We start from the raw sequence: 20253 nt of genomic DNA, 5'->3' as shown, positions 1-20253 counted from the left end.
TCGCCCGGTGAGCTGGCCGCAAAGAAGGCCGGTTCACTGGCCCTGCGCCAGTGAATAGACTCCGCAAACCCATAACGCTGTAGGTATAACCGCAACCAGCGCAACATATTCGGCGCGGACCAGCCACCGCGCTCTGACGGCACCGGGCGGCCCCGTCCGCAGTGCGGCCAGTGTCGCGAGGATAAGCGTCAGACCAAGCCACGGAGCGCTCTGCGGAGCACCCGCGGCGGAGACTGCGAAAGCTGTAGTGGTGCAGCATATTCCAGAGAGTAAAACCGCCCATCGGCGGCCCGGGTCGTGGTATGAAGGTACCCGGAGTAATAGTGCGGCGGCCAGCGCCCAAATGAACGCCAGGCTGGCCAATCGCGCATGCGGGCTTCCGACGGCGACAGTGCACGCGCCGACTGCGGCGGCGGCAGCTGATCCGAACACGGTTCCGGTCAGTACCGACTGGGCGAGGTCCGTATGTGCTGTGTCGCTATCGAGCGGATCTGCGGACTCCGGTGCCAGCCCGGCAATGGTGATCGCGATTCGCGGTGCCAGGGTCAATCCGGCCAACGCCAGGGCCGCGACCGCGGCTCCTATGGCGGACAGCGACAGCGTCAGACATGTTGCCAACGCGGCCGACAGCGCCAATGGAACCGAAAAGGCCACTGCGGCAACCGGTAACAGGAGCTCACCCGTTCGCAACAACACCACGGCGACGGAAAGCACCACCGAACACCCGAGCAGGACGTTGGCTGCCGCTGGTCCAGCAGGCACAGCCAGGAATCCGGTAACCCCGCCCAGGGCCAGCGCAGTGCCGCCGAAGGCGATGGTGCGGTGGTGCCCCTGCCGCAGCGCCAGGCCCAAGGCAACAAGTGCGGTGCCGCAGGCGATTGCGGCCGTCGTCGGCTTGTCAGCGCGGGCGCCAGACCAGGCTAGAACGGCGCAGGCCAGGGCTACCGCCCATGCGCACAACACGTGGGTCAGCAGTCGGTTCGGTGCGGCAGCCGCGTCGGCGTCGGCAGCATCGGTGACGGGCCGCGATCGGAGCCCCCCGAAGATCGGTGCGGGCGCACGCCGCAGGAACAGCAGGGCACCATCATGGATACCGTTCTGCACCAATGACTGTGACCGGTCGATCGGCGTACCGGCGGCGTCATCGAGTCGCCAGTCATGGCCGGTGGCGTCCACCTCATCGTGGGCCAGCGTGACGACCATGGGCAGCAGCAACTCCAGCGCGGTGTCCGCGGGTAATACCAGGTCGACGGCCCGCTCGGTATGAGTACCAGCGGCCTGTACGGACAGTCGGCAAACTGCATCGGGCATCGCACCACCCCCCGAATCGACGAGCCCGCCATCACCCTAACCGCAGTCGAACCGGGCCTCGGACGGCAAAATTCACGGCAAAATCATGGAACCGAACGGCCGCGTGCCGCGTCTGATAGTCGATGGAGTTCACCAGGGTTGTGCGACGTCCGGTGGTCATGCCCGCAACGGACGACATCGAGTTGCGCCTGCCGCCGGCCATACCGCAGGCCGCTTCAGGCAGCATGGTCAGCCGTGTGCTGCCAATACTGATGCTGCTTGCCATGGCTGGAATGTTCGTCTTCTACTTCCGGTCTGGAGCCGCAGCCGGACGCAGTCCGGTGTTCCTACTGTTCCCGGCGACGATGGCGCTGTCGATGGTCGGCAGCCTGGTCTATGGCTCGCGCGGTGTGCAACGGTCCGGCGAGATCGATGCCGATCGCCGCGATTACCTGGTGTACCTCGACGCGATCGGAGACTGCGCGGAGCTGACTGCGGCGGAGCAATACCGTCGACTGCATGAGGACCATCCGGCTCCGGGCGCCCTGTGGACGCTGGTCGGCAGCCCGCGGATGTGGGAACGCCTTTGCAGTGACCGAGATTTCACCGAGATCCGGGTCGGTCTGGGCAGTCAGACGCTGAGCACCCGCCTCGTCACCGGACCGCGCACCGGTGGGGAAGTACGAGATCCGGTGACAGAACAAGCCTTGCAACGGCTGTTGCGGGACTGTGCCACCGTGCCCGACGCGCCGGTCACCATCGCACTGAATCGGTACCGCGAGATGCATATCGGCGGTGACGGAGCCCGCGGGCTGCTGCGCGCGATGATCTGTCAGCTGGCGGTGCTGCACGGCCCTGACCAGGTGAGGGTTGCGGCTGCGACTGGGTCAGCAGAGTGGGAGTGGCTGAAATGGCTGCCGCACCATCACCATTCTGGACGTCTCGGCGGTCCACTACTGCGGTTTGAAGATCCTGGCAGGGCCGTCGCATCCGGTGATGCGCTGGCAGCCGGCTGTCACCTCGTGATGGTGGTGGATGGGGTTCCCATGAACGGTGTGGACGATTGCGACAGCGTGACGGTGCTCGTTGTGGCCGAACCGGATTCGGCCCTCGGAGAACCATCAATGGTGGTGCAATCAGGCGAGCTGAGAGCACTGGGATGCGCTGAGGTATCCGCTGACACCCGGGCAGATCAACTCACGGTGCTGCAAGCAGAGAATTGCGCCCGCAGGCTGGCCCGATTCCGGTTGGCCGCGGGATCCGCGGATGCGTCCCGGGATTGGCCGGCGTTGTTGGGCTTTGACGCACAGATAGCGGTCGAACTGGAGCTGATGTGGCGGCGACGGGCTGAGGGGGCGCGGTTGCGAGTTCCGATCGGGACGACGGAAAGCGGGGAGCCGGTCGATCTCGATTTGAAGGAGCCGGCCGAACACGGTATGGGTCCGCACGGATTATGCATCGGTGCAACAGGTTCGGGAAAATCAGAGTTCCTGAGAACGCTTACGCTCGGCCTGATCGCCACGCACTCGCCGGATGATCTGAACCTGATCTTGGTCGACTTCAAGGGGGGTGCAACATTTCTCGGATTCGAGAAGGCCAGCCATGTTGCGGCTGTGATCACCAATCTGGCGCAGGAGGCTCCTCTGGTGGCTCGTATGCGCGATGCCCTTTCCGGAGAGATGACCCGCCGACAGGCGGTGTTGCGGGCCGCCGGGAACCTGGCCGGTATAGCTGATTATCGTCGAGCACGGGCGATCGGCGCCGACCTGCCGCCGCTGCCGACCTTGTTCATCGTGATCGACGAGTTTTCCGAATTGCTCAGTCAGCATCCGGATTTCGCCGAGTTGTTCGTGGCGATCGGGCGGCTCGGCCGGTCACTGGGTATCCACCTGCTCCTGGCCAGTCAGCGGTTGGACGAGGGTCGACTTCGTGGTTTGGAAACTCATCTGTCCTACCGGGTCTGCCTCAAGACCTTCTCGGCATCCGAGTCGCGAGCCGTGCTCGGTGTTGCTGACGCTCACGAGTTGCCGGGCACACCGGGTGCCGGCTACCTCAAGACAGCAGACGGAAGATTGCTCCGGTTCCGCACGGCGTTCGTCTCCGGCGGTCTCCCGCGTGCCGAGGACGAGGCGCACGTGCCCTGCCTGTTCACCACGTCGCCGCCGGTTCAAGCAGACAGCGATGCGCGTCCCGGACCGACACTGCTGAACACCGTGCTACAAGCCGTGGCCGGGCGCGGCACGCCGGCCCACCGGGTGTGGCTGCCGCCGTTGGACAAGCCGCCTGCGTTGTCAGAGTTGCTGGGAGGCAGATCCGGCTGGGCTGGGTTGCGTATTCCGATCGGGTTGGTGGACAACCCGTTTCACCAGAGACACGACCTGCTGACGGTCGACCTCAACGGTGCCGGTGGACACGTAGCGATTGTCGGGGGTCCGCGCTCAGGCAAATCGACGGTCGCGCAGACCTTGCTGATGGGGCTGGCCCGCACCCAGCAGCCCGGTAACTTGAGCATCTATGGTCTGGATTTGAGTGAAGGTGCACTGATGGCGCTGTCAGAGATGCCGCACGTTGGGACCGTGGCGGGACGGCATGAACCGGAACTTGTGCGGCGGATCGTGTCTCAGCTGTCCGCGCTGTGTCGGCGTCGATTGGACTTCCGGCAGCGATACGGGCCCCAGACTCCGTTCCAAGATGGCTACGGGGAGGTGGTGCTTGCCGTCGACGGTTGGGGTGCGCTGCGTCGTGAGTTCGAGATTCTCGAAGACAGCATCACTGCCATGGCGGCACAGGGACTTTCGGTTGGTCTTCACCTGGTGTTGACGGCCGGTCGCTGGGCCGAATTGCGGCCCATGTTGAAGGACCACCTCGGCACGCGGATCGAGCTTCGGCTCGGTGACCCTTCGGAATCCGAGATGGACCGCCGCCGCGCGCAGCTGTTGAGCGGAAGTCCACCCGGTCGCGGAATAACCGGCGATGGAAAGGAATTCGCTGTTGCCTTACCTGAGCTCAACGCCTGTCCCCGGCGCCTTCCGGGCGACGTGTGCGCACCGGCGATCGAGCTGCTGCCGTTGCGGGTCGGCCTCGACGAGTTGCGCGCCGGCCCCGACGACCAGCCGCCGGGCCTGGTCATCGGTGTGTCCGAGGAGGAATTACGGCCGTTTGCGGTGAATCTGGCCACCGAGTCGAATCTGATCGTGCTGGGTGAGACCGGTTGCGGTAAAACCGCGGCACTACGCCTGTTATGCCGAGTGATTGCCGACCAGGCCGATCCGACCCAGGCCCGACTGCTGATCGTCGACTTCCGGCGGACATTGCTGGGAGTCGTCGAGACCGCGCACCTGTATGGCTATGCGATGTCGACTTCCACCGTGCAGACTGAGCTGGCACTGGTGCTGGAGGAACTGGCGGCACGGATGCCCGGCCCGGGTGTCACCCAACGGCAGCTTCGGGACAGATCGTGGTGGTCAGGCCCCGAAATCTATGTCGTGGTGGATGATTACGACCTGGTTGCGGGGTCGGCAGTCAATCCGCTGAACCCGCTTCTGGACCTACTGCCACATGCCCAAGACATCGGACTGCATGTGGTGGTGGCACGGCGTTCAGGGGGTGCTGCGCGCGCCATGTTCGACCCGATTCTGGCGCGCCTGCGTGATCTGGGTGCCGCCGGGCTGATGATGAGCGCGGGTCCCGAGGAAGGGGTGCTGCTGGGCGCTGCCCGCCCGATGCCGTTGCCTCCTGGGCGCGCTGTTGTGGTGCGGCACGGCCAGCCTGATCGACTGGTCCAGCTCGCATGGACCGATCCGCCGTGATGCGGTCGCACGCGACGGTGGTTGTGGGGCCGGCGACCATCACGGGTCCGGAAAGCGTTGACGGCGAGTTGGTTTCGCAAGCCCTCGACTGCATCGATGACCCGTTGGGGCTACAGGGTAGGGCAGTGGTCGATTCTGACCGGATTTGGTGTGCGGTGATATCCGCGGCTGTCGGTGGCGAGGCCGGCGCCGTGACCGTGGTGTTCCCGACGTGGTGGACATCGGTGCGGATACGCCGAGTGCAGCGGTCCGCGCAGCATTGCGCAGCGAATGTCATTGCACAGCAGCGTGATGATGTGCTCCGTGCGGTAGCTGGCTGGCCGACGTGCGTGGTGGTAGAGGTGGGGCAGGACCTGGTGCGGATCGCACGGCCAGGGGTGGCGGCGGTGCCGCTGCGCAGGACGATGAGTATGTCCGACGCGGTCCTCGCCCATGTGCGGGCCACCGATGACGTGGTGGTCGATGCGCCTGCGGCGGTTCCAGGAGCTGCCGAGCTGGCGTCGGAAATCGCTGAGCAACTGAGGAATAGGGGAGTGCAGGCTCGGATTCTGCGATGCCCCGACCTCTTGGAGCATGTCGATATGGAGTCCACGACACCGCCTGACACCGACATTTCCAGGCGTCGATTCTGGACCCGAACCGCGGTGATCGGTGTCGGTGTCATATCAGTGGCCGGGTCATTGGTGCTCGCGGTGCCACATGATGGCGGTGCTCACCCAGACCCGGTGGCCGTCGCCACTCCGACCGAACTGACCTGGATGGTGGAGGGCCGGGTGGCCGTCCAGGTTCCGGCGCAGTGGGCGGTGGACCGGGTGGCGTCAGGCTCGGGTTCGGCACGGGTGCAGGTGATTTCACCCACGGATCCAGCGCAAGCCCTTCACATCACCCAGACGCTGGTTCCGCCAGGGCACACATTGGAGCAGGCCGCGCGGTCGCTGCGCGATGCCGCCTCCGGGCTGCCGGTCGGCGTCGTCGTCGACTTCAATGGCGGCGGCACCAGCGCAGGCCGATCCGCCGTCACCTATCGCGAGGTACGGGCCGGCAAGGTCGTCGACTGGTCGGTGGTGCTCGACGGGCCAGTGCGGATCGCCATCGGCTGCCAGGGCGCCGCTGCACGCCCGCACTGCGAGACGGCCGTGCGCTCGGCGCACCGGGTCGGCTGAAGAGTCCCCGAAAAAGATGGAACCGAATCGCCGACCGGTGCGTCCAATCAATCAAACAACAGAGAGGAACACCATGACAGCACCGGAAAGTGGCGCCCTGAATGCCGATTTCGATCAGATGGCGGGTGTCTCGACCAAGATCGATGGGCGCAACGAGGAGATTCGGGCCATGCTGGGCAGCTTCATCGGCCAGATGACCGCGATTCCGCCGACCGTCTGGGGTGGCGCAGCGGCCACGCGGTTTCAGGACGTGGTCAATCGCTGGAACACCGAGTCGATCAGGCTGCATGCCTCGTTGCAGCGCATCGCCGAGACCATCCGAGCCAACGCCGAGTCGCTTCGATACTCGGCGGAGGCGCATTCGCAGCGCATTGGCGCCACCGGACACACCATCTGAAGTCGAGGCGGTCATGGCATCGGTACTTTCGTACAACTTTGGCGAGATCGAGTTCACCGTTCGTCAGCAGATTCACACAACCTCGTCGCGGCTTAACACCGCTCTAGAGGAGTTGCGCCAACTGGTCGCTCCGCTGCAGGCCACCTGGACGCGCGAGGCCGCCGAGGCATTCAGTGCCGAGCAGGCGCGCTGGAATCAGTCGGCGGCGGCGCTCAATGACATCCTGCACAGCCTGGGAAACGCGGTGCGGGACGGCGCCGACGACGTCGCGGCCACTGATCGTCGGGCTGCCGGCGACTGGGCCTTCTAGGCCCACCACGAGCTCTGTGTGGTCTTGCCCCTGGAAGGAGAGCTGGGGGCAAGACCACACAGTCAGGGCGAACTCCCGCTGATCTGCCCGCCAGGTCGACTACCCTAACGGCGACGTGGGTGGCCATACTGGGCCCGCGAGGAGTGTGATTGCCGTGGTAACCAGCCGGTTCACGGAGCCGTCGGCCGGCTCAGAATTGGTGGCTGTGCACCAACGGTTCATCACCGGTGAACTGGACGCCGACCACCTCGATTCCGCTGTCCGCCCGATCATTGCCGAGAGTTGGCGGCGGAGCCTGGCAACCGGCGTGGATCCGGACCGCGGCGGCGCACAGACCGCATCAACTGCGGTCGCGCTGGATCAGATCCGGGCTGCTCAGCCGCTAGCCCCGGCGCTGCCGGTGATCCGCAAGCTCCTGGTCGACGATGCCAAGGACACCGGTGTCGTGGTTGCGGTCACCGGCGCCGACGGCACGCTGCTGTGGGTGGAGGGCGACTCGGAAGCCATCGCGAAGGCCGAGACGATGAACTTCGTGCCAGGTGCCGACTGGAGCGAACGCGGCGCGGGCACCAATGCGCCGGGTACCGCACTGGCGCTGGACCGGGAGCTACAGATCTGCGGGTCCGAACATTTCTCCCGGCTGGTGCAACCCTGGACCTGTACCGCGGTGCCGGTGCACGATCCGGTCAGTGGTGCGCAGATCGGCTGCATAGATCTGACCGGGGACAGTGAGGTTGCCTCGACTCAGACACTTGCCCTGCTGCGTGCCACGGTGATGGCCATCGAGAACCACCTGGCGCTGCAGCGCCTGATCCAGCCAGTTGCCGTCTCCGCGCAACCCCGGCTCACGGTGCTGGGCGCAAACCGGCCGTGCTGGGTCGTGACTGGTGACGACGGCCAGCCCAGACAGCACGCGCTCACTGGCCGTCACGCCGACATCCTGGTGCTACTGACTCGGCATCCGGAAGGACTGACAGCCGACCACCTGGCAATGTTGTTGGACGACAACGATCTTGACGCGGTGACCATCAGAGTCGAGATGTCGCGGTTGCGGCGGGTGATCGGCGCGCAGTTTGTCGCGTCGCGGCCCTACCGGCTGCTGGCCCCGGTGGACAGTGATCTGGCGGACGTGTTCGCGGCGTTGCAACGTGGCGATGTCGACGCCGCGTTGACGTACTACTCGGGTGCACTGCTGCCGCAGTCGGCCTCTCCTGCGGTCGCCCGGTTGCGTACCGAGTTGGGCGAGAGCATGAGAAGCGCAGTGCTCTCGGCTTCGGCTGCCGGACACGTTGGGTTGCTTCGCCGTTGGTTAGCTCTGCCTGACGGCCGCGACGACCGGCACGGCTGGCAGCTGTTGCAGAACCACCCGTCGGCTGATGCGGTGGTCCGTGCGCAGGCCGTCGGGCACCTGGCCGGGTTGGATGCAGAACTGGCCTGACGACGGGCCGAAACGATGCAACTGTGATGCAACGCATGACGGACTACCGTTGGTGATCAGCAACACAGTGTCGGCTAAACGGCAGTGTCATCAATACGGCTAGGAGTGAGACCCATGACTGTTTACGCGCGTCCCGGAGCTGAGGGCTCGGTGATGACGTATCCGGCTCGCTACGACAACTACATCAACGGCGAGTGGGTGGCTCCCAATGCGGGCCGGTACTTCGAAAACCGCACCCCGGTGACCGGTGAGGTGTTCTGCGAGATCGCCCGTTCGGACGAGTCCGACATCGAGAAGGCACTCGATGCCGCCCATGCCGCCGCCCCCGCCTGGGGCAAGACCGCGCCGGCCGCCCGCGCCCGGGTGCTGAACCTGATCGCCGACCGGATGGAACAGAACCTCGAGGCTATCGCCGTCGCCGAGTCGTGGGACAACGGCAAGCCGGTGCGTGAGGCCCTGGCCGCCGATATTCCGTTGGCGGTTGACCACTTCCGGTATTTCGCCGGCGTGCTGCGGGCTCAGGAAGGCTCGATCTCTGAGATCGACGACGATACCGTCGCCTACCACTTCCATGAGCCGCTCGGCGTGGTCGGACAGATCATCCCGTGGAACTTCCCGATCCTGATGGCGGTCTGGAAGCTGGCACCGGCCCTGGCCGCAGGCAACGCGATTGTGCTCAAGCCGGCCGAGCAGACCCCGGCCTCGATCATGTTCCTGTTCTCGGTGATCGGCGACCTGCTGCCGCCGGGTACTGTCAACGTGGTCAACGGTTTTGGCGTCGAGGCTGGTAAGCCGCTGGCGTCGAGCAACCGGATCGCCAAGATTGCGTTCACCGGTGAGACCACCACCGGCCGGTTGATCATGCAGTACGCCAGCCAGAACCTGATTCCGGTCACGCTCGAGCTGGGCGGCAAGAGCCCCAACATCTTCTTCAACGACGTGCTGGCCGCCGCCGACGACTTCCAGGACAAGGCTCTGGAAGGGTTCACCATGTTCGCCCTGAATCAGGGTGAGGTGTGCACCTGCCCGTCGCGCAGCCTGATCCAGGCCGACATCTACGACGAGTTCCTGGCACTTGCCGCGGTCCGGACCAAGGCAGTGCGCCAGGGCGACCCGCTGGACACCGAGACCATGGTCGGCGCCCAGGCGTCCAATGACCAGCTGGAGAAGATCCTGTCCTACATCGAGATTGGCAAATCCGAAGGGGCGCAGCTGATTACCGGTGGCGAGCGGGCTCAGCTCGGTGGCGACCTCAACGGCGGCTACTACGTCAGCCCGACCATCTTCGCCGGCAACAACGGCATGCGGATTTTCCAGGAGGAGATTTTCGGCCCCGTGGTCTCGGTGACGTCATTCAAGGACTACGACGACGCCATCTCGATCGCCAACAACACCCTGTACGGCCTGGGTGCCGGGGTGTGGAGCCGCGACGGCAACACCGCGTACCGGGCCGGACGCGACATCAAGGCCGGTCGGGTGTGGACCAACTGCTACCACATGTATCCCGCACACGCGGCGTTCGGCGGCTACAAGCAGTCCGGCATCGGCCGGGAAAACCACAAGATGATGCTGGATCACTACCAGCAGACCAAGAACCTGCTGGTGTCGTATTCGACCAAGGCCCAAGGGTTCTTCTGACAGGCGCTCGCGCGAGGAAGCGAGATTTCTGATCTCCCTGTGACGAGCGCCCCCCTGGGGGCGGGCGCTCACACCGGGCACTTTGGTCGGCGCTGCCCTAAAGCGTTCGGCGACAAATCAATCCACGTCGGCACCAGGCATTTCTGGGGGCAGGCGACCGTGGCGTTCCGCCATTCCCATAGGAGTTTGAAGTGTCAATTACCAATCCACCGAGTGAGCACGCCGCTCACGGTGTCGAAGAGCACATCGAGAGCGACGAATACCTCCGGAAGCGCCAGCTGAAGAAGGGCACCGCGGGCTGGCTGCTGCTCGCCGGCCTCGGCGTCAGCTACGTCATCTCCGGCGACTTCTCCGGCTGGAATTTCGGCCTCGCGCAAGGCGGTTTCGGCGGCCTGCTGATCGCCGTGGTGATCATCGCCGCCATGTACTTCTGCATGGTGCTGGGCCTGGCTGAACTGTCCTCGGCATTGCCCGCGGCCGGCGGCGGCTACACCTTCGCCCGCCGTGCATTGGGTCCATGGGGTGGTTTCGCCACCGGCACTGCGATTCTCATCGAGTACTCGATCGCCCCGGCGGCCATTGCCACGTTCATCGGCGGCTACGTCGAATCGTTGGGGCTCTTCGGGATTCACAAAGGCTGGTGGGTGTACCTGGCGGCGTTCGTCATCTTCATCGGCATCCACCTCGCCGGCGTCGGTGAAGCGCTGCGGCTGATGTTCGTGATCACCGCCGTCGCGCTGCTGGGCCTGGTCATCTTCTCGGTCAACGCCATTGGCAGCTTCGACGTCGCGAACCTGACCAACATCGCGCCCGACGCCGCTGCGGCCGGAGCATCGTCCTTCCTGCCGCACGGATACCTGGGCATCTGGGCCGCGATTCCGTTCGCGATCTGGTTCTTCCTGGCGGTCGAGGGTGTGCCGCTGGCTGCCGAGGAAACTGCCAACCCGGAAAAGAATGTGCCCCGCGGCATCATCGCGGCGATGTTGGTGCTGATCGTCACCTGTGCGGCTGTGCTGTTCCTGGCTACCGGCGCCACTGGCGCGGAGGCGATGTCACATGTCGACGACCCGCTGGTGCAGGCGCTCGGTGGACACGGCATGGCGGCCAAGGCAGTCAACTACATCGGCTTGTTCGGTCTGATCGCCAGCTTTTTCTCGATCATCTACGCGTACTCGCGGCAGACCTTCGCGCTGTCCCGGGCCGGCTACCTGCCGACGCGGCTGTCGGTCACCAACTCGCGAAAAGCCCCGACACTGGCCCTGATCGTTCCGGGCGTCGTCGCCTTCCTGCTGTCGCTGACCGGTCACGGTGACCTGATCCTCAACATGGCTGTTTTCGGTGCTGCGTTGAGCTACGTCCTGATGATGGTCAGCCACATCGTGCTGCGGGTCCGCGAGCCCGGTATGCACCGGCCGTACCGCACGCCGGGCGGCATTGTCACCACGGGCTTCGCGCTGGTGGTTGCGGTGGTGGCAGTGATCTCGACCTTCGTGGTCAACCCCGTCGCTGCAGGCCTGTGCCTGGCGGTGTTCGCCGCCTTCATGCTGTACTTCGCGCTCTACAGCAGGCACCGTTTGGTGGCAAACTCGCCTGATGAGGAGTTCGCAATGCTCGCGGAAGCCGAGGACGAGCTGAAATGAAATACCACCAGCGGATTTCGGGGGTGAATTACACCTTCGACGGGCTCGTGGACCTGATGGCCAAGGCCACGCCGCTGCGCTCGGGCGACGAGCTCGCCGGATGCGCCGCGGGCAGCGACGCCGAGCGCGCGGCGGCGGCCTGGGCACTGGCAGAGCTCCCGCTGGACACCTTCCTCAACGATGCGGTGGTGCCGTACGAGACCGACGAGGTCACTCGGCTGATCATGGATTCCCATGACCGGCAGGCATTTTCGGAAATCTCTCACCTGACCGTCGGAGGTTTCCGGGACTGGCTGCTGGACACCGTGGCCCGGGACGACGCGGCGGCCCGCATTGCGGCCGTCGCCCCGGGCATCACCCCGGAGATGGCCGCTGCCGTCTCGAAGATCATGCGCAACCAGGACCTGATCGCCGTCACCGCGGCTACCCAGGTTCGGGCCGCCTTCCGCACCACCGTGGGTCTGCCGGGCACCCTGGCCACCCGGCTGCAGCCCAACCACCCGACGGACGACCCGCGCGGCATCGCGGCTGCGGTACTGGACGGTCTGCTGATGGGGTGCGGCGACGCCGTCATCGGCATCAACCCGGCCACCGATTCGCCGCAGGCCACCGCGGACCTGCTGCACCTGCTGGACAACATCCGCAGCCGCTACGACATCCCGGCGCAGTCCTGCGTGCTGTCGCACATCACCACCACCATCGGACTGATCGAGGCCGGCGCACCGGTGGATCTGGTGTTCCAGTCGGTGGCCGGCACCGAGAGCGCGAACAAGGCCTTCGGCGTCGACATGGCACTGCTGCTCGAAGGCAACGAGGCAGGCCGGTCGCTGAACCGTGGCACCGTCGGCAACAACGTGATGTACCTGGAGACCGGGCAGGGTTCGGCCTTGAGCTCCGGTGGCCACCTGGGTACCGGAGGCAGGCCCGTCGACCAGCAGACCTTGGAAGCCCGCGCCTATGGAGTGGGTCGCGCGCTGGACCCATTGCTGGTCAACACCGTCGTCGGGTTCATCGGCCCGGAATACCTCTACGACGGACGGCAGATCATCCGGGCCGGGTTAGAAGACCACTTCTGCGGCAAGCTGCTGGGCCTGCCGATGGGTGTCGACGTCTGCTACACCAACCACGCCGAGGCCGACCAGAACGACATGGACACCCTGCTGACCCTGTTGGCGGCCGCGCAGTGCGCCTTCGTGATCACCGTCCCCGGTGCCGACGACGTGATGCTGGGCTACCAGAGCCTGTCCTTCCACGACGTGCTCGCGGTCCGGCGCACTCTGGGGCTGCGCCCGGCGCCCGAGTTCGAGGTCTGGCTGCAGCAGACCGGCATGATGGACCAGGCCGGGCGCCTGACCCAATTCGACCTGCGGCACTCGCCGCTGCGGGCACTGACCCAGGCAGGGTGAACATGACTGAAGATGTTGCGGTCCAAGAGTTTTGGGACGAATTGCGCAAGACCACCCAGGCCCGGATTGGATTGGGGCGGGCGGGCAACGCCCTGCCGACGCGGCAGGTTCTGGAACTGGCCGCGGCCCACGCGGCAGCCCGCGATGCCGTGCACGAACCGCTGGACGTCGAGGACATGATTACCCGGGTACGCGAGGTCGGTATCGGCGAGCCGGCCGCGGTGCGTAGCCGGGCCGAGTCCCGCAGTGAGTACCTGCGCCGCCCTGACCTGGGCCGGATACCGGACGAACCGCTCGAGGTCCCGGAAACCCCCGCCGACATCGGGTTTGTGCTCGCCGACGGACTATCGCCGTACGCCCTGGCCAAACACGGACCCGCGCTGCTGGCCGAACTTGTCGCTGCACTGCGTGACGACTACACCCTTGCTCCGCCGGTGATCGCGACCCAGGCCCGGGTCGCATTGGGGGACCACATCGGCGCAGCCGCACGGGTGCGGACGCTCCTGGTGATCATTGGGGAGCGGCCAGGCTTGTCCGTCGCGGACAGTCTGGGCATCTACCTCACGCATTTGCCGATGCCGGGACGAACCGACGCCGACCGCAACTGCATCTCGAACATCCACCCGCCGGAAGGGTTGGGCTACGCCGAGGCCGCGCGGGTTGCCGCGGGGCTGGTGGCCGGGGCTCGGGCGTTGGGCCGGTCAGGCGTCGACCTGAAGGACACCTCGCGCGACACTGCGTTGACTGCCCCCGGCGTCACTGAGCTGACCTGAGTTCCGCGCTACCGCGCCTCGATCTACGTTCTGGCCGGTTCTACTCGCACTTTCCGGCCCGTTTGTCCATTTGGGCGAGGGTGGGGGCGGTCGTCCACGCGTTTTGACCTGCGGCGACGCCCGCAGGTAAGCTGCTTCGTTGGTGCGCTGCAGGCCGAGAGGTCAGTGGTTCCCGGGTCACCGTCGGTCGCCGGGAAATAGCAGGTCGCGTACTTGACCGGCACCCGGTAGCTCCGGGAACCACCCGAGAAGAAGAGGTATAGCTGTGCCTACATTCACGCCGAAGGCGGGTGACACCACGCGTCAGTGGTACGTCATCGACGCCGAAGACGTGGTGCTCGGCCGGCTCGCCGTTGCAGCAGCCAACCTGCTGCGCGGCAAGCACAAGCCGACGTTCACGCCCAATTCCGATGAAGGTGACTTCGTCATCGTCATCAATGCCGAGAAGATTGCCCTGTCGGGCAAGAAGCTCACCGACAAGTTTGCTTACCGTCACTCGGGTTTCCCGGGCGGTCTGAGCAAGCGGTCCATCGCCGAGCAGCTGGTGAAGCACCCGACTCGCACCGTTGAGAACGCGATCGTCGGCATGCTCCCGCACAACAAGCTGTCGCGCCAGGTGCAGAAGAAGCTGAAGGTGTACGCGGGTCCCGATCATCCGCACGCCGCTCAGCAGCCGATTCCTTACGAGATCAAGCAGGTGGCCCAGTGACTGAAATCGTTGAAGCGGCTGAAGTGGCTGAAGATTCTGCGGTCGAGGTGACCGAAGAGTCGGCACCGCGCGAGCCCGTGCACATCGACCGTCCCATCCAGACCGTTGGCCGCCGCAAGGAAGCCGTCGTCCGCGTTCGTCTGGTGCCCGGCACCGGCAAGTTCAACCTGGACGGCCGCAGCCTGGAGGACTACTTCCCGAACAAGGTGCACCAGCAGCTGATCAAGGCTCCGCTGGTGACCGTTGACCGGGTCGACACCGTGGACATCTACGCCCACCTCGATGGTGGCGGCCCGTCCGGGCAGGCTGGCGCGCTGCGTCTGGCCATCGCCCGTGCGCTGATCCTGGTTCAGCCCGAGGATCGTCCGGCACTCAAGAAGGCCGGGTTCCTGACCCGTGACCCGCGTGCCATCGAGCGCAAGAAGTACGGCCTCAAGAAGGCCCGCAAGGCGCCTCAGTACAGCAAGCGCTGATCGTTTCCGCTCGTGGGCGGGCGTGTCGCAGTATGGACACGCCCGCCTTCGGCGTTTCATGGGGACTATCCCCGCCATCTTTTTGGGGCATTTCAAGCACGCGTGTGGTCCGGACGTGCAGTCTGGGCAGGAGGAGGAAAGCAGGTCGATGAGTCGGCTGTTCGGCACCGATGGAGTCCGTGGCGTCGCAAACCGTGACCTAACCGCTGAACTGGCGCTGGCGCTGGGGTCCGCTGCGGCCCGCCGGTTGTGCGCCACGGCAGGCAACGGACGCCGCATCGCGGTGGTCGGACGCGACCCGCGAGCCAGCGGCGAGATGCTGGAAGCTGCGGTCATCGCCGGTATCACCAGCGAGGGTGTCGACGTACTGCGGGTCGGCGTACTGCCGACCCCCGCGGTGGCCTACTTGACCGGCTCTTACGACGCCAATCTCGGCGTGATGATCTCCGCGTCGCACAACCCCATGCCGGACAACGGCATCAAGATTTTCGGGGCCGGCGGGCACAAGCTCGACGACGACACCGAGGACCGCATCGCCGAGCTGGTCTCTGGCGGGCCGGGCGCTCGTCCCACCGGATCGGGTATCGGCCGGGTTATCGATGCGGCCGACGCTGTGGATCGCTACCTCACCCATGCCACCAAGGCTGCCGTCGCGCCGTTGGACGGGTTGACCGTCGTCGTCGACTGCGCGCATGGCGCCGCGTCGGCTGCTGCTCCTCAGGCCTATCGGGCTGCGGGCGCGAATGTCGTCGCCATCAACGCCGAGCCCAATGGGTTGAACATCAACGACGAGTGCGGCTCCACCCACATGGCCCAGCTGCAGCGGGCCGTCGTTGAGCATGGTGCGGACCTGGGACTGGCCCACGACGGCGATGCTGATCGCTGCCTCGCTGTCGACTCCTCCGGAACGCTGGTCGACGGCGATGCGATCATGGTGGTGCTGGCGCTGGCCATGAAGGACGCCGGGGAGTTGGCCTCCAACACCTTGGTGGCGACGGTGATGAGCAACATGGGGCTACACCTGGCCATGCGCGAAGCCGGCATCGACGTGCGGACCACCGGCGTCGGCGACCGCTATGTCTTGGAGGAGCTGCGGGCCGGCAAGTATTCGTTGGGTGGCGAGCAGTCCGGCCACATCGTCATGCCTGACCTGGGCACCACCGGCGACGGGGTGGTCACGGGTCTGCGGCTGATGTCCCGGATGGCGCAAACCCGGAAGTCACTGGCTGAGCTGGCCGAGCCCATGAGGACGCTGCCTCAAGTGCTGATCAACGTCGCGGTGGCGAACAAGGCGACGGTGGCCCAGGCCCCAGCTGTGCAGACGGCGGTGGCCGAAGCCGAAGCCGAACTGGGTGATGCCGGCCGAATCCTGTTGCGCCCCTCCGGAACTGAGCAGGTGGTGCGCATCATGGTGGAAGCCGCCGATGAGGACACCGCCCGCATGGTGGCGGTGCGGGTGGCCGAGTCGGTCAGCAGGCAACGCTGAGAATTTCTCGGAACTAGGTGGAACCGAACCGCCTTCCCGTGCGTCAAAACTGGGCATGGGAGAAGCTGACACCGCTCGAATAGATCCACTGGTTGTGCGTGAGGTCGCCCGGCGCTACGAATCGGTTGCCGATGCCCTCGGTTCCGGCGTGATACCACTGCTGACCTGGTACTTCGACGGCTACTGCGGCGGCCGTGACCATGCTGCGCGGGCCTCGGCGCTGCGCGCCGCACTGGACCAGTCGGCTGACCAGATCCGGGCGTGGGCCCAGACGTCTGCCGAGGTCGCATCGACTCTGCGGGTCTCGGCCGATCGGTACACCGGTGTCGATGCCGACTTCTCACGGCGGCTGGTCTGATGATGACCGTCGACGGCGCTGGCCGTCTTGCCGCCGGGGAACTAGCGGTCAGCACCTTCCAGACCTACGTCGAGGCCTGTCAGTGCCTGGGGCATCAGTATCGGGCGGCCTCGCTGGGGGAGCTGTACAACGCCGAGAAGGGGCTGGACCTGGCGGCATTGGATGCCGACGCACGGTCCCTGGCCGCGGCCGCCCGAGTTGCGAAGGAAGCATTGTCCTTGCAGGACAACGGTGCTCACGCGGTGAACGCCGACTGGTCGGGTGCAGGCGGGGAGGCGGCGTCAGGCTATCTGGACCGCCACGGCGCCGACGCGCGATCGGCGGTGGCGCAATTGTGCCGGTCTGCTGCAGCGGTCGCTGGTTTGCGCGACGGGCTGTCCCGCGCGGTCGACGCCAAGGTCGAGGCGGTGCTGTGGGCGGACGACCAGGCTGTGGGTCATCGGGCGGAGTGGACAGCTGCCGCGCGGGTGGTCATCGGTGGCGCAGGCGATCTAGCTGCTGCCAGTGAAGTCGTCGACCAACAGGTGTGGCCGTTCGTGGACCAGGTCATCTGCGGCCAGGTGCTGCCCGCCTTACAGGCAGCATCGGATGCTGTTGTTGCGGAATATGATTCGGCGCTGGCCGCGGTGACGTCGACTCCGTTGGAGTTCGGGACGCCAGGATCGCCCTTGCTGTCCCCTGGTGGTTACCACCCCGATGCATGGCCGTCGAGCGCGGAAAGGCTTCCCGCAGTGGTATTTTCGGCAACCCAGACACCCGGGTCGGTTGCCGCGGTGCCATCCTGGGGCCCCGCGGATATGTCGGCCTGGCCGGCCGCGGCGTTGGGGGTCGCGCAGCCGACCGGCAGCCCTGCGGCACCACCGGCCTCTGGCGTGGCATCAGATGCGTCCACTGCGGCGCCACTCTCGGCCGCCGAGCCGCCAGCTGCAGCCCCTCCCGCGACATCGGCCGGCCTGCCTGACGGTCTCGGATTCGGTTCGGGGATGGGCGGTCTCGGCCAACAGCTGTCCGACGTGGTTGGTGGGATGCTGGGTGCGGTCGGGAACTTGGTGTCCGGCAGATCAGGCCTCGGCGCGGACGGCATCGGTGGATTGGGCGAGCTTGGCGCTGACGCTGCCGACGAGTTGAGACCCGATACTGCCGGTGAAAATACTGACACCACAAGTGATCTCGATGACAAGAAGGATGAAGCGGACAAGGACGGCGAGGAGGCAAAGGGCGGCGAGGACACCAAAGACGACGATGCTGAACCGGCCGACGATAAATCCGGGACCGAGGGCGTCCGGCCCGCAGAGGATGTAGCCGGCCAGGCGCCTGCGCAGTCTGAGGCACCGACACCCGCACCGCCACCTGAGCCGGTGGCTGCGGCACCGCCGGTCGATCACGCACCGGCCGCGGAGCAGTCCGCGGAATCGGTTGCCGCGCAGCAACCTTCGACCGAAAAGACACCGTGTCAGATCGCCGCCGACCAGCTACCTCAAGTCGGCGAGTGAGCCCAGTACCGCGACGGCGCGGCCGATATCGGATTCGGTGGCCGAACCGTAGCCGATCACCAGCGCCGGGCGTGCCGTCGATGGGTCGGCCCAGTTCCAGCGCGCACCGCCGACCAGGACACCACGGTGGAATGCGGCGTCGACCATGGCGTCCTCATCGCAATGGTCGGGCAGTTGTAGGTGTAGGTGCAGCCCCGCGGCGATGCCCGTTGGGTTGGTGCCGGGAAACCAAACCGCCAGTGCGGCCAGCAGGGCGTCCCGGCGTCGTCGGTACGTCGGGCGGACTCGCCGCAGGTGGCGGGCCATCCCGCCATTGGACACGAAACGGGCGAACGCCAACTGCTCGAGCAGCGTGCTGCCCATGTCGTCGTAGAGCTTCTGCTGCGTCATGTCGTGGATCAGCCAGGGCGGCACGGTAATCCAGCCGAGTCGCAGCGCCGGGGTCAGGGTCTTGCTGGCGCAACCGGTGTATGCGACAAGATCGGGCGCCAGACCCTGTAGGGCGCCGATCGGACGTTTGTCATAGCGGAACTCGGCGTCGTAATCGTCCTCGATGATCAGGGCTTGCCGGCGCAGGGCCCAGGCGATGAGGGCCGCGCGTCGGCTAGGGCTGAGCACTACACCGGTAGGGTAGGAATGGGCCGGTGCGACCAGGACCGCGTCGGCGTCGAGGTCAGCCAGTATCTCCACGTCGAGTCCGTCGTCGTCGACCGGCACGGGAACCGCAACCAACCCGGCATTGGTGATGGCGTCACGGTGGAACCCGAAGCACGGGTCTTCCACCGCGATGGTTCGGTCTCCTCGGGCTCGTAGCGCCCGCACCAGAAGGGCCACCGCCTGGGTGATTCCTGTTGTCACTTGGACGTATTCGGCGCTGGTGGCCACTCCGCGGACTCGGGCCAGATAATCGGTGAGGGTCTGGCGTAACTCCGCTGCGCCGAGTGGGCCGGGGTAGCTCAGGTCATCATTGGGCACGGTGTTGAGTGCGGCGCGGTAGTGCCGCAGCCACTCGGCGCGTGGAAACAATGCCGGGTCGGGCAGTCCACCGATCAGCCGAATGGCCTTGCCAGCTCGCACGGCCGGCTGTGGTGGGGGCACTGTGTGGCCTGACTGCCGGACCCTGGTACCCGAACCCTGCTGCCCGGTGAGGTAGCCGTCCGCGGTCAGGTTCTCGTAGGCGGCGACCACGACACTGCGCGAAACACCCAACTGCTGGGCCAGGATTCGGGAGGCCGGCAGCAATGTGCCCTCAGCGAGCCGACCTTGTTGGATGGCGGTGCGCAATTGGTGCTGCAGTTGGGCGGCCAGGCCGCTGCGCGCCGACCGATCGAGGTCCAGCAGGATATCGGCCGGGAAGCCAGCAGGATTGGTCTGCTCTGAATCTTCAGAATTGGACCATGACACATACCAATCGTAGACGGCACCCTGAGTGTCATGACCGCTTTGAATCATGTCGCGACTCCATGGGCTCAGCCCGTCGTCACTGGCTGGATGCCGGGGTCGGTGGACCCCGGCGAGCGCCCGGTGATGGTCAGCGTGACCGACTACACGTCGTCCCAGCGGCGAGACCTCCCCGGTATCGCCTACCGCGGGCTGCGGATGCGGGAAGGCTGGTACGCCATGCCCGGGGCCGTCGGGATGTGGTTGTGGAGTCTGCCGGCGGATGGCCGCTGCGGCTCGATCTCAGTCTGGACCAGCTCAGATGCCTTGCAGCAGTTCATCACCCTGCCGCGCCACCTCGACATCATGGCGCGTTACCGAGACCGCGGCAGCGTGCGGTCGACCAGTTGGGAAGCCGAAATGTTCATCCCCGGCGAGACTCTGCGGCGAGCGCAGGACTGGATCGTCGAGCGCTCGTGACGGGGTAAGT

The 20253-nt window shown here is 66.0% G+C and carries 17 protein-coding genes; 15 read left to right on the top strand and 2 right to left on the bottom strand.

Translation table 11 applies throughout. The features are described from left to right. Window positions 1-33 precede the first annotated feature (33 nt). On the bottom strand, window positions 34-1311 hold the full coding sequence (gene eccD, locus M2432_RS11665; RefSeq protein WP_280826979.1) for a type VII secretion integral membrane protein EccD: 1278 nt from the start codon (window positions 1309-1311) through the stop codon (window positions 34-36). A gap of 122 nt (window positions 1312-1433) precedes the next feature. On the opposite strand from eccD, the gene eccCa reads away from it, so the two are divergent. The 14 genes from eccCa to M2432_RS11595 all read left to right on the top strand — a co-directional run bounded on the left by eccCa (window position 1434) and on the right by M2432_RS11595 (window position 18383). Next, the gene (gene eccCa, locus M2432_RS11660) at window positions 1434-5099 is read left to right on the top strand and encodes a type VII secretion protein EccCa (RefSeq protein ID WP_280826978.1); all 3666 of its coding nucleotides are present in this window, start codon (window positions 1434-1436) and stop codon (window positions 5097-5099) included. After that, window positions 5081-6262, top strand: a complete 1182-nt coding sequence (locus M2432_RS11655; RefSeq protein ID WP_280826977.1) for a type VII secretion-associated protein — start codon at window positions 5081-5083, stop codon at window positions 6260-6262. Before eccCa ends, M2432_RS11655 begins: the two co-directional genes overlap by 19 nt. Before the next feature lie 73 nt (window positions 6263-6335). Further along, window positions 6336-6659: a WXG100 family type VII secretion target gene (locus M2432_RS11650; protein ID WP_280826976.1), complete on the top strand. Its 324-nt coding sequence runs from the start codon at window positions 6336-6338 to the stop codon at window positions 6657-6659. 13 nt (window positions 6660-6672) lie between these two features. Beyond that, window positions 6673-6969, top strand: coding sequence for a WXG100 family type VII secretion target (locus M2432_RS11645; protein WP_280826975.1), 297 nt, complete (start codon window positions 6673-6675; stop codon window positions 6967-6969). Window positions 6970-7123: 154 nt separating this feature from the next. Then, window positions 7124-8407, top strand: a complete 1284-nt coding sequence (locus tag M2432_RS11640) for a transcriptional regulator (RefSeq protein WP_280826974.1) — start codon at window positions 7124-7126, stop codon at window positions 8405-8407. Between the two features lie 114 nt (window positions 8408-8521). Beyond that, the gene (gene adh / locus M2432_RS11635) at window positions 8522-10045 is read left to right on the top strand and encodes an aldehyde dehydrogenase (protein WP_280826973.1); all 1524 of its coding nucleotides are present in this window, start codon (window positions 8522-8524) and stop codon (window positions 10043-10045) included. A gap of 191 nt (window positions 10046-10236) precedes the next feature. Continuing rightward, a complete protein-coding gene (eat, locus tag M2432_RS11630; protein WP_280826972.1) occupies window positions 10237-11685 on the top strand; it encodes an ethanolamine permease in 1449 nt (482 codons plus the stop codon). Further along, complete coding sequence (locus M2432_RS11625; RefSeq protein WP_280826971.1) at window positions 11682-13091, top strand: ethanolamine ammonia-lyase subunit EutB; 1410 nt, start codon at window positions 11682-11684, stop codon at window positions 13089-13091. Before eat ends, M2432_RS11625 begins: the two co-directional genes overlap by 4 nt. A gap of 2 nt (window positions 13092-13093) precedes the next feature. Then, on the top strand, window positions 13094-13864 hold the full coding sequence (gene eutC / locus M2432_RS11620) for an ethanolamine ammonia-lyase subunit EutC (RefSeq protein WP_280826970.1): 771 nt from the start codon (window positions 13094-13096) through the stop codon (window positions 13862-13864). A 265-nt stretch (window positions 13865-14129) separates the two neighbouring features. Further along, on the top strand, window positions 14130-14573 hold the full coding sequence (gene rplM / locus M2432_RS11615; RefSeq protein WP_280826969.1) for a 50S ribosomal protein L13: 444 nt from the start codon (window positions 14130-14132) through the stop codon (window positions 14571-14573). A 23-nt stretch (window positions 14574-14596) separates the two neighbouring features. Next, complete coding sequence (gene rpsI / locus M2432_RS11610; RefSeq protein WP_280827133.1) at window positions 14597-15046, top strand: 30S ribosomal protein S9; 450 nt, start codon at window positions 14597-14599, stop codon at window positions 15044-15046. Window positions 15047-15194: 148 nt separating this feature from the next. Beyond that, a complete protein-coding gene (gene glmM, locus M2432_RS11605) occupies window positions 15195-16532 on the top strand; it encodes a phosphoglucosamine mutase (RefSeq protein WP_280826968.1) in 1338 nt (445 codons plus the stop codon). A 55-nt stretch (window positions 16533-16587) separates the two neighbouring features. Then, window positions 16588-16890: a type VII secretion target gene (locus tag M2432_RS11600; RefSeq protein WP_280826967.1), complete on the top strand. Its 303-nt coding sequence runs from the start codon at window positions 16588-16590 to the stop codon at window positions 16888-16890. Beyond that, a complete protein-coding gene (locus M2432_RS11595; RefSeq protein ID WP_280826966.1) occupies window positions 16890-18383 on the top strand; it encodes a hypothetical protein in 1494 nt (497 codons plus the stop codon). Before M2432_RS11600 ends, M2432_RS11595 begins: the two co-directional genes overlap by 1 nt. Here the strand turns inward: M2432_RS11595 and M2432_RS11590 are convergent. Beyond that, window positions 18363-19787 carry a PLP-dependent aminotransferase family protein gene (locus M2432_RS11590; protein ID WP_280826965.1) on the bottom strand — a complete coding sequence of 475 codons (1425 nt, stop codon included), beginning with the start codon at window positions 19785-19787 and terminating at the stop codon, window positions 18363-18365. The two genes, M2432_RS11595 and M2432_RS11590, sit on opposite strands and share 21 nt — an antisense overlap. A 30-nt stretch (window positions 19788-19817) precedes the next feature. Here M2432_RS11590 and M2432_RS11585 point away from each other — a divergent pair, with 30 nt between their 5' ends. Continuing rightward, on the top strand, window positions 19818-20243 hold the full coding sequence (locus M2432_RS11585; protein ID WP_280826964.1) for a hypothetical protein: 426 nt from the start codon (window positions 19818-19820) through the stop codon (window positions 20241-20243). Window positions 20244-20253: the final 10 nt, after the last annotated feature.

The sequence above is a fragment of the Mycobacterium sp. OTB74 genome, from assembly GCF_029892685.1.
GTDB lineage: Bacteria > Actinomycetota > Actinomycetes > Mycobacteriales > Mycobacteriaceae > Mycobacterium.
Note: the sequence above shows the minus strand (reverse complement) of the source record. Positions and strands in the feature narration are given on the sequence as shown.

What these genes read in the sequence shown, in the direction of transcription:
- M2432_RS11625 (WP_280826971.1), top strand. Translation starts at nt 11,682, where the DNA reads ATGAAATACCACCAGCGGATTTCGGGGGTGAATTACACCTTCGACGGG.
- M2432_RS11585 (WP_280826964.1), top strand. Translation starts at nt 19,818, where the DNA reads ATGACCGCTTTGAATCATGTCGCGACTCCATGGGCTCAGCCCGTCGTC.
- glmM (WP_280826968.1), top strand. Translation starts at nt 15,195, where the DNA reads ATGAGTCGGCTGTTCGGCACCGATGGAGTCCGTGGCGTCGCAAACCGT.
- adh (WP_280826973.1), top strand. Translation starts at nt 8,522, where the DNA reads ATGACTGTTTACGCGCGTCCCGGAGCTGAGGGCTCGGTGATGACGTAT.
- M2432_RS11650 (WP_280826976.1), top strand. Translation starts at nt 6,336, where the DNA reads ATGACAGCACCGGAAAGTGGCGCCCTGAATGCCGATTTCGATCAGATG.
- M2432_RS11595 (WP_280826966.1), top strand. Translation starts at nt 16,890, where the DNA reads ATGATGACCGTCGACGGCGCTGGCCGTCTTGCCGCCGGGGAACTAGCG.
- eccD (WP_280826979.1), bottom strand. Translation starts at nt 1,311, where the DNA reads ATGCCCGATGCAGTTTGCCGACTGTCCGTACAGGCCGCTGGTACTCAT.
- M2432_RS11655 (WP_280826977.1), top strand. Translation starts at nt 5,081, where the DNA reads ATGGACCGATCCGCCGTGATGCGGTCGCACGCGACGGTGGTTGTGGGG.
- M2432_RS11600 (WP_280826967.1), top strand. Translation starts at nt 16,588, where the DNA reads ATGGGAGAAGCTGACACCGCTCGAATAGATCCACTGGTTGTGCGTGAG.
- M2432_RS11645 (WP_280826975.1), top strand. Translation starts at nt 6,673, where the DNA reads ATGGCATCGGTACTTTCGTACAACTTTGGCGAGATCGAGTTCACCGTT.
- eutC (WP_280826970.1), top strand. Translation starts at nt 13,094, where the DNA reads ATGACTGAAGATGTTGCGGTCCAAGAGTTTTGGGACGAATTGCGCAAG.
- eccCa (WP_280826978.1), top strand. Translation starts at nt 1,434, where the DNA reads ATGGAGTTCACCAGGGTTGTGCGACGTCCGGTGGTCATGCCCGCAACG.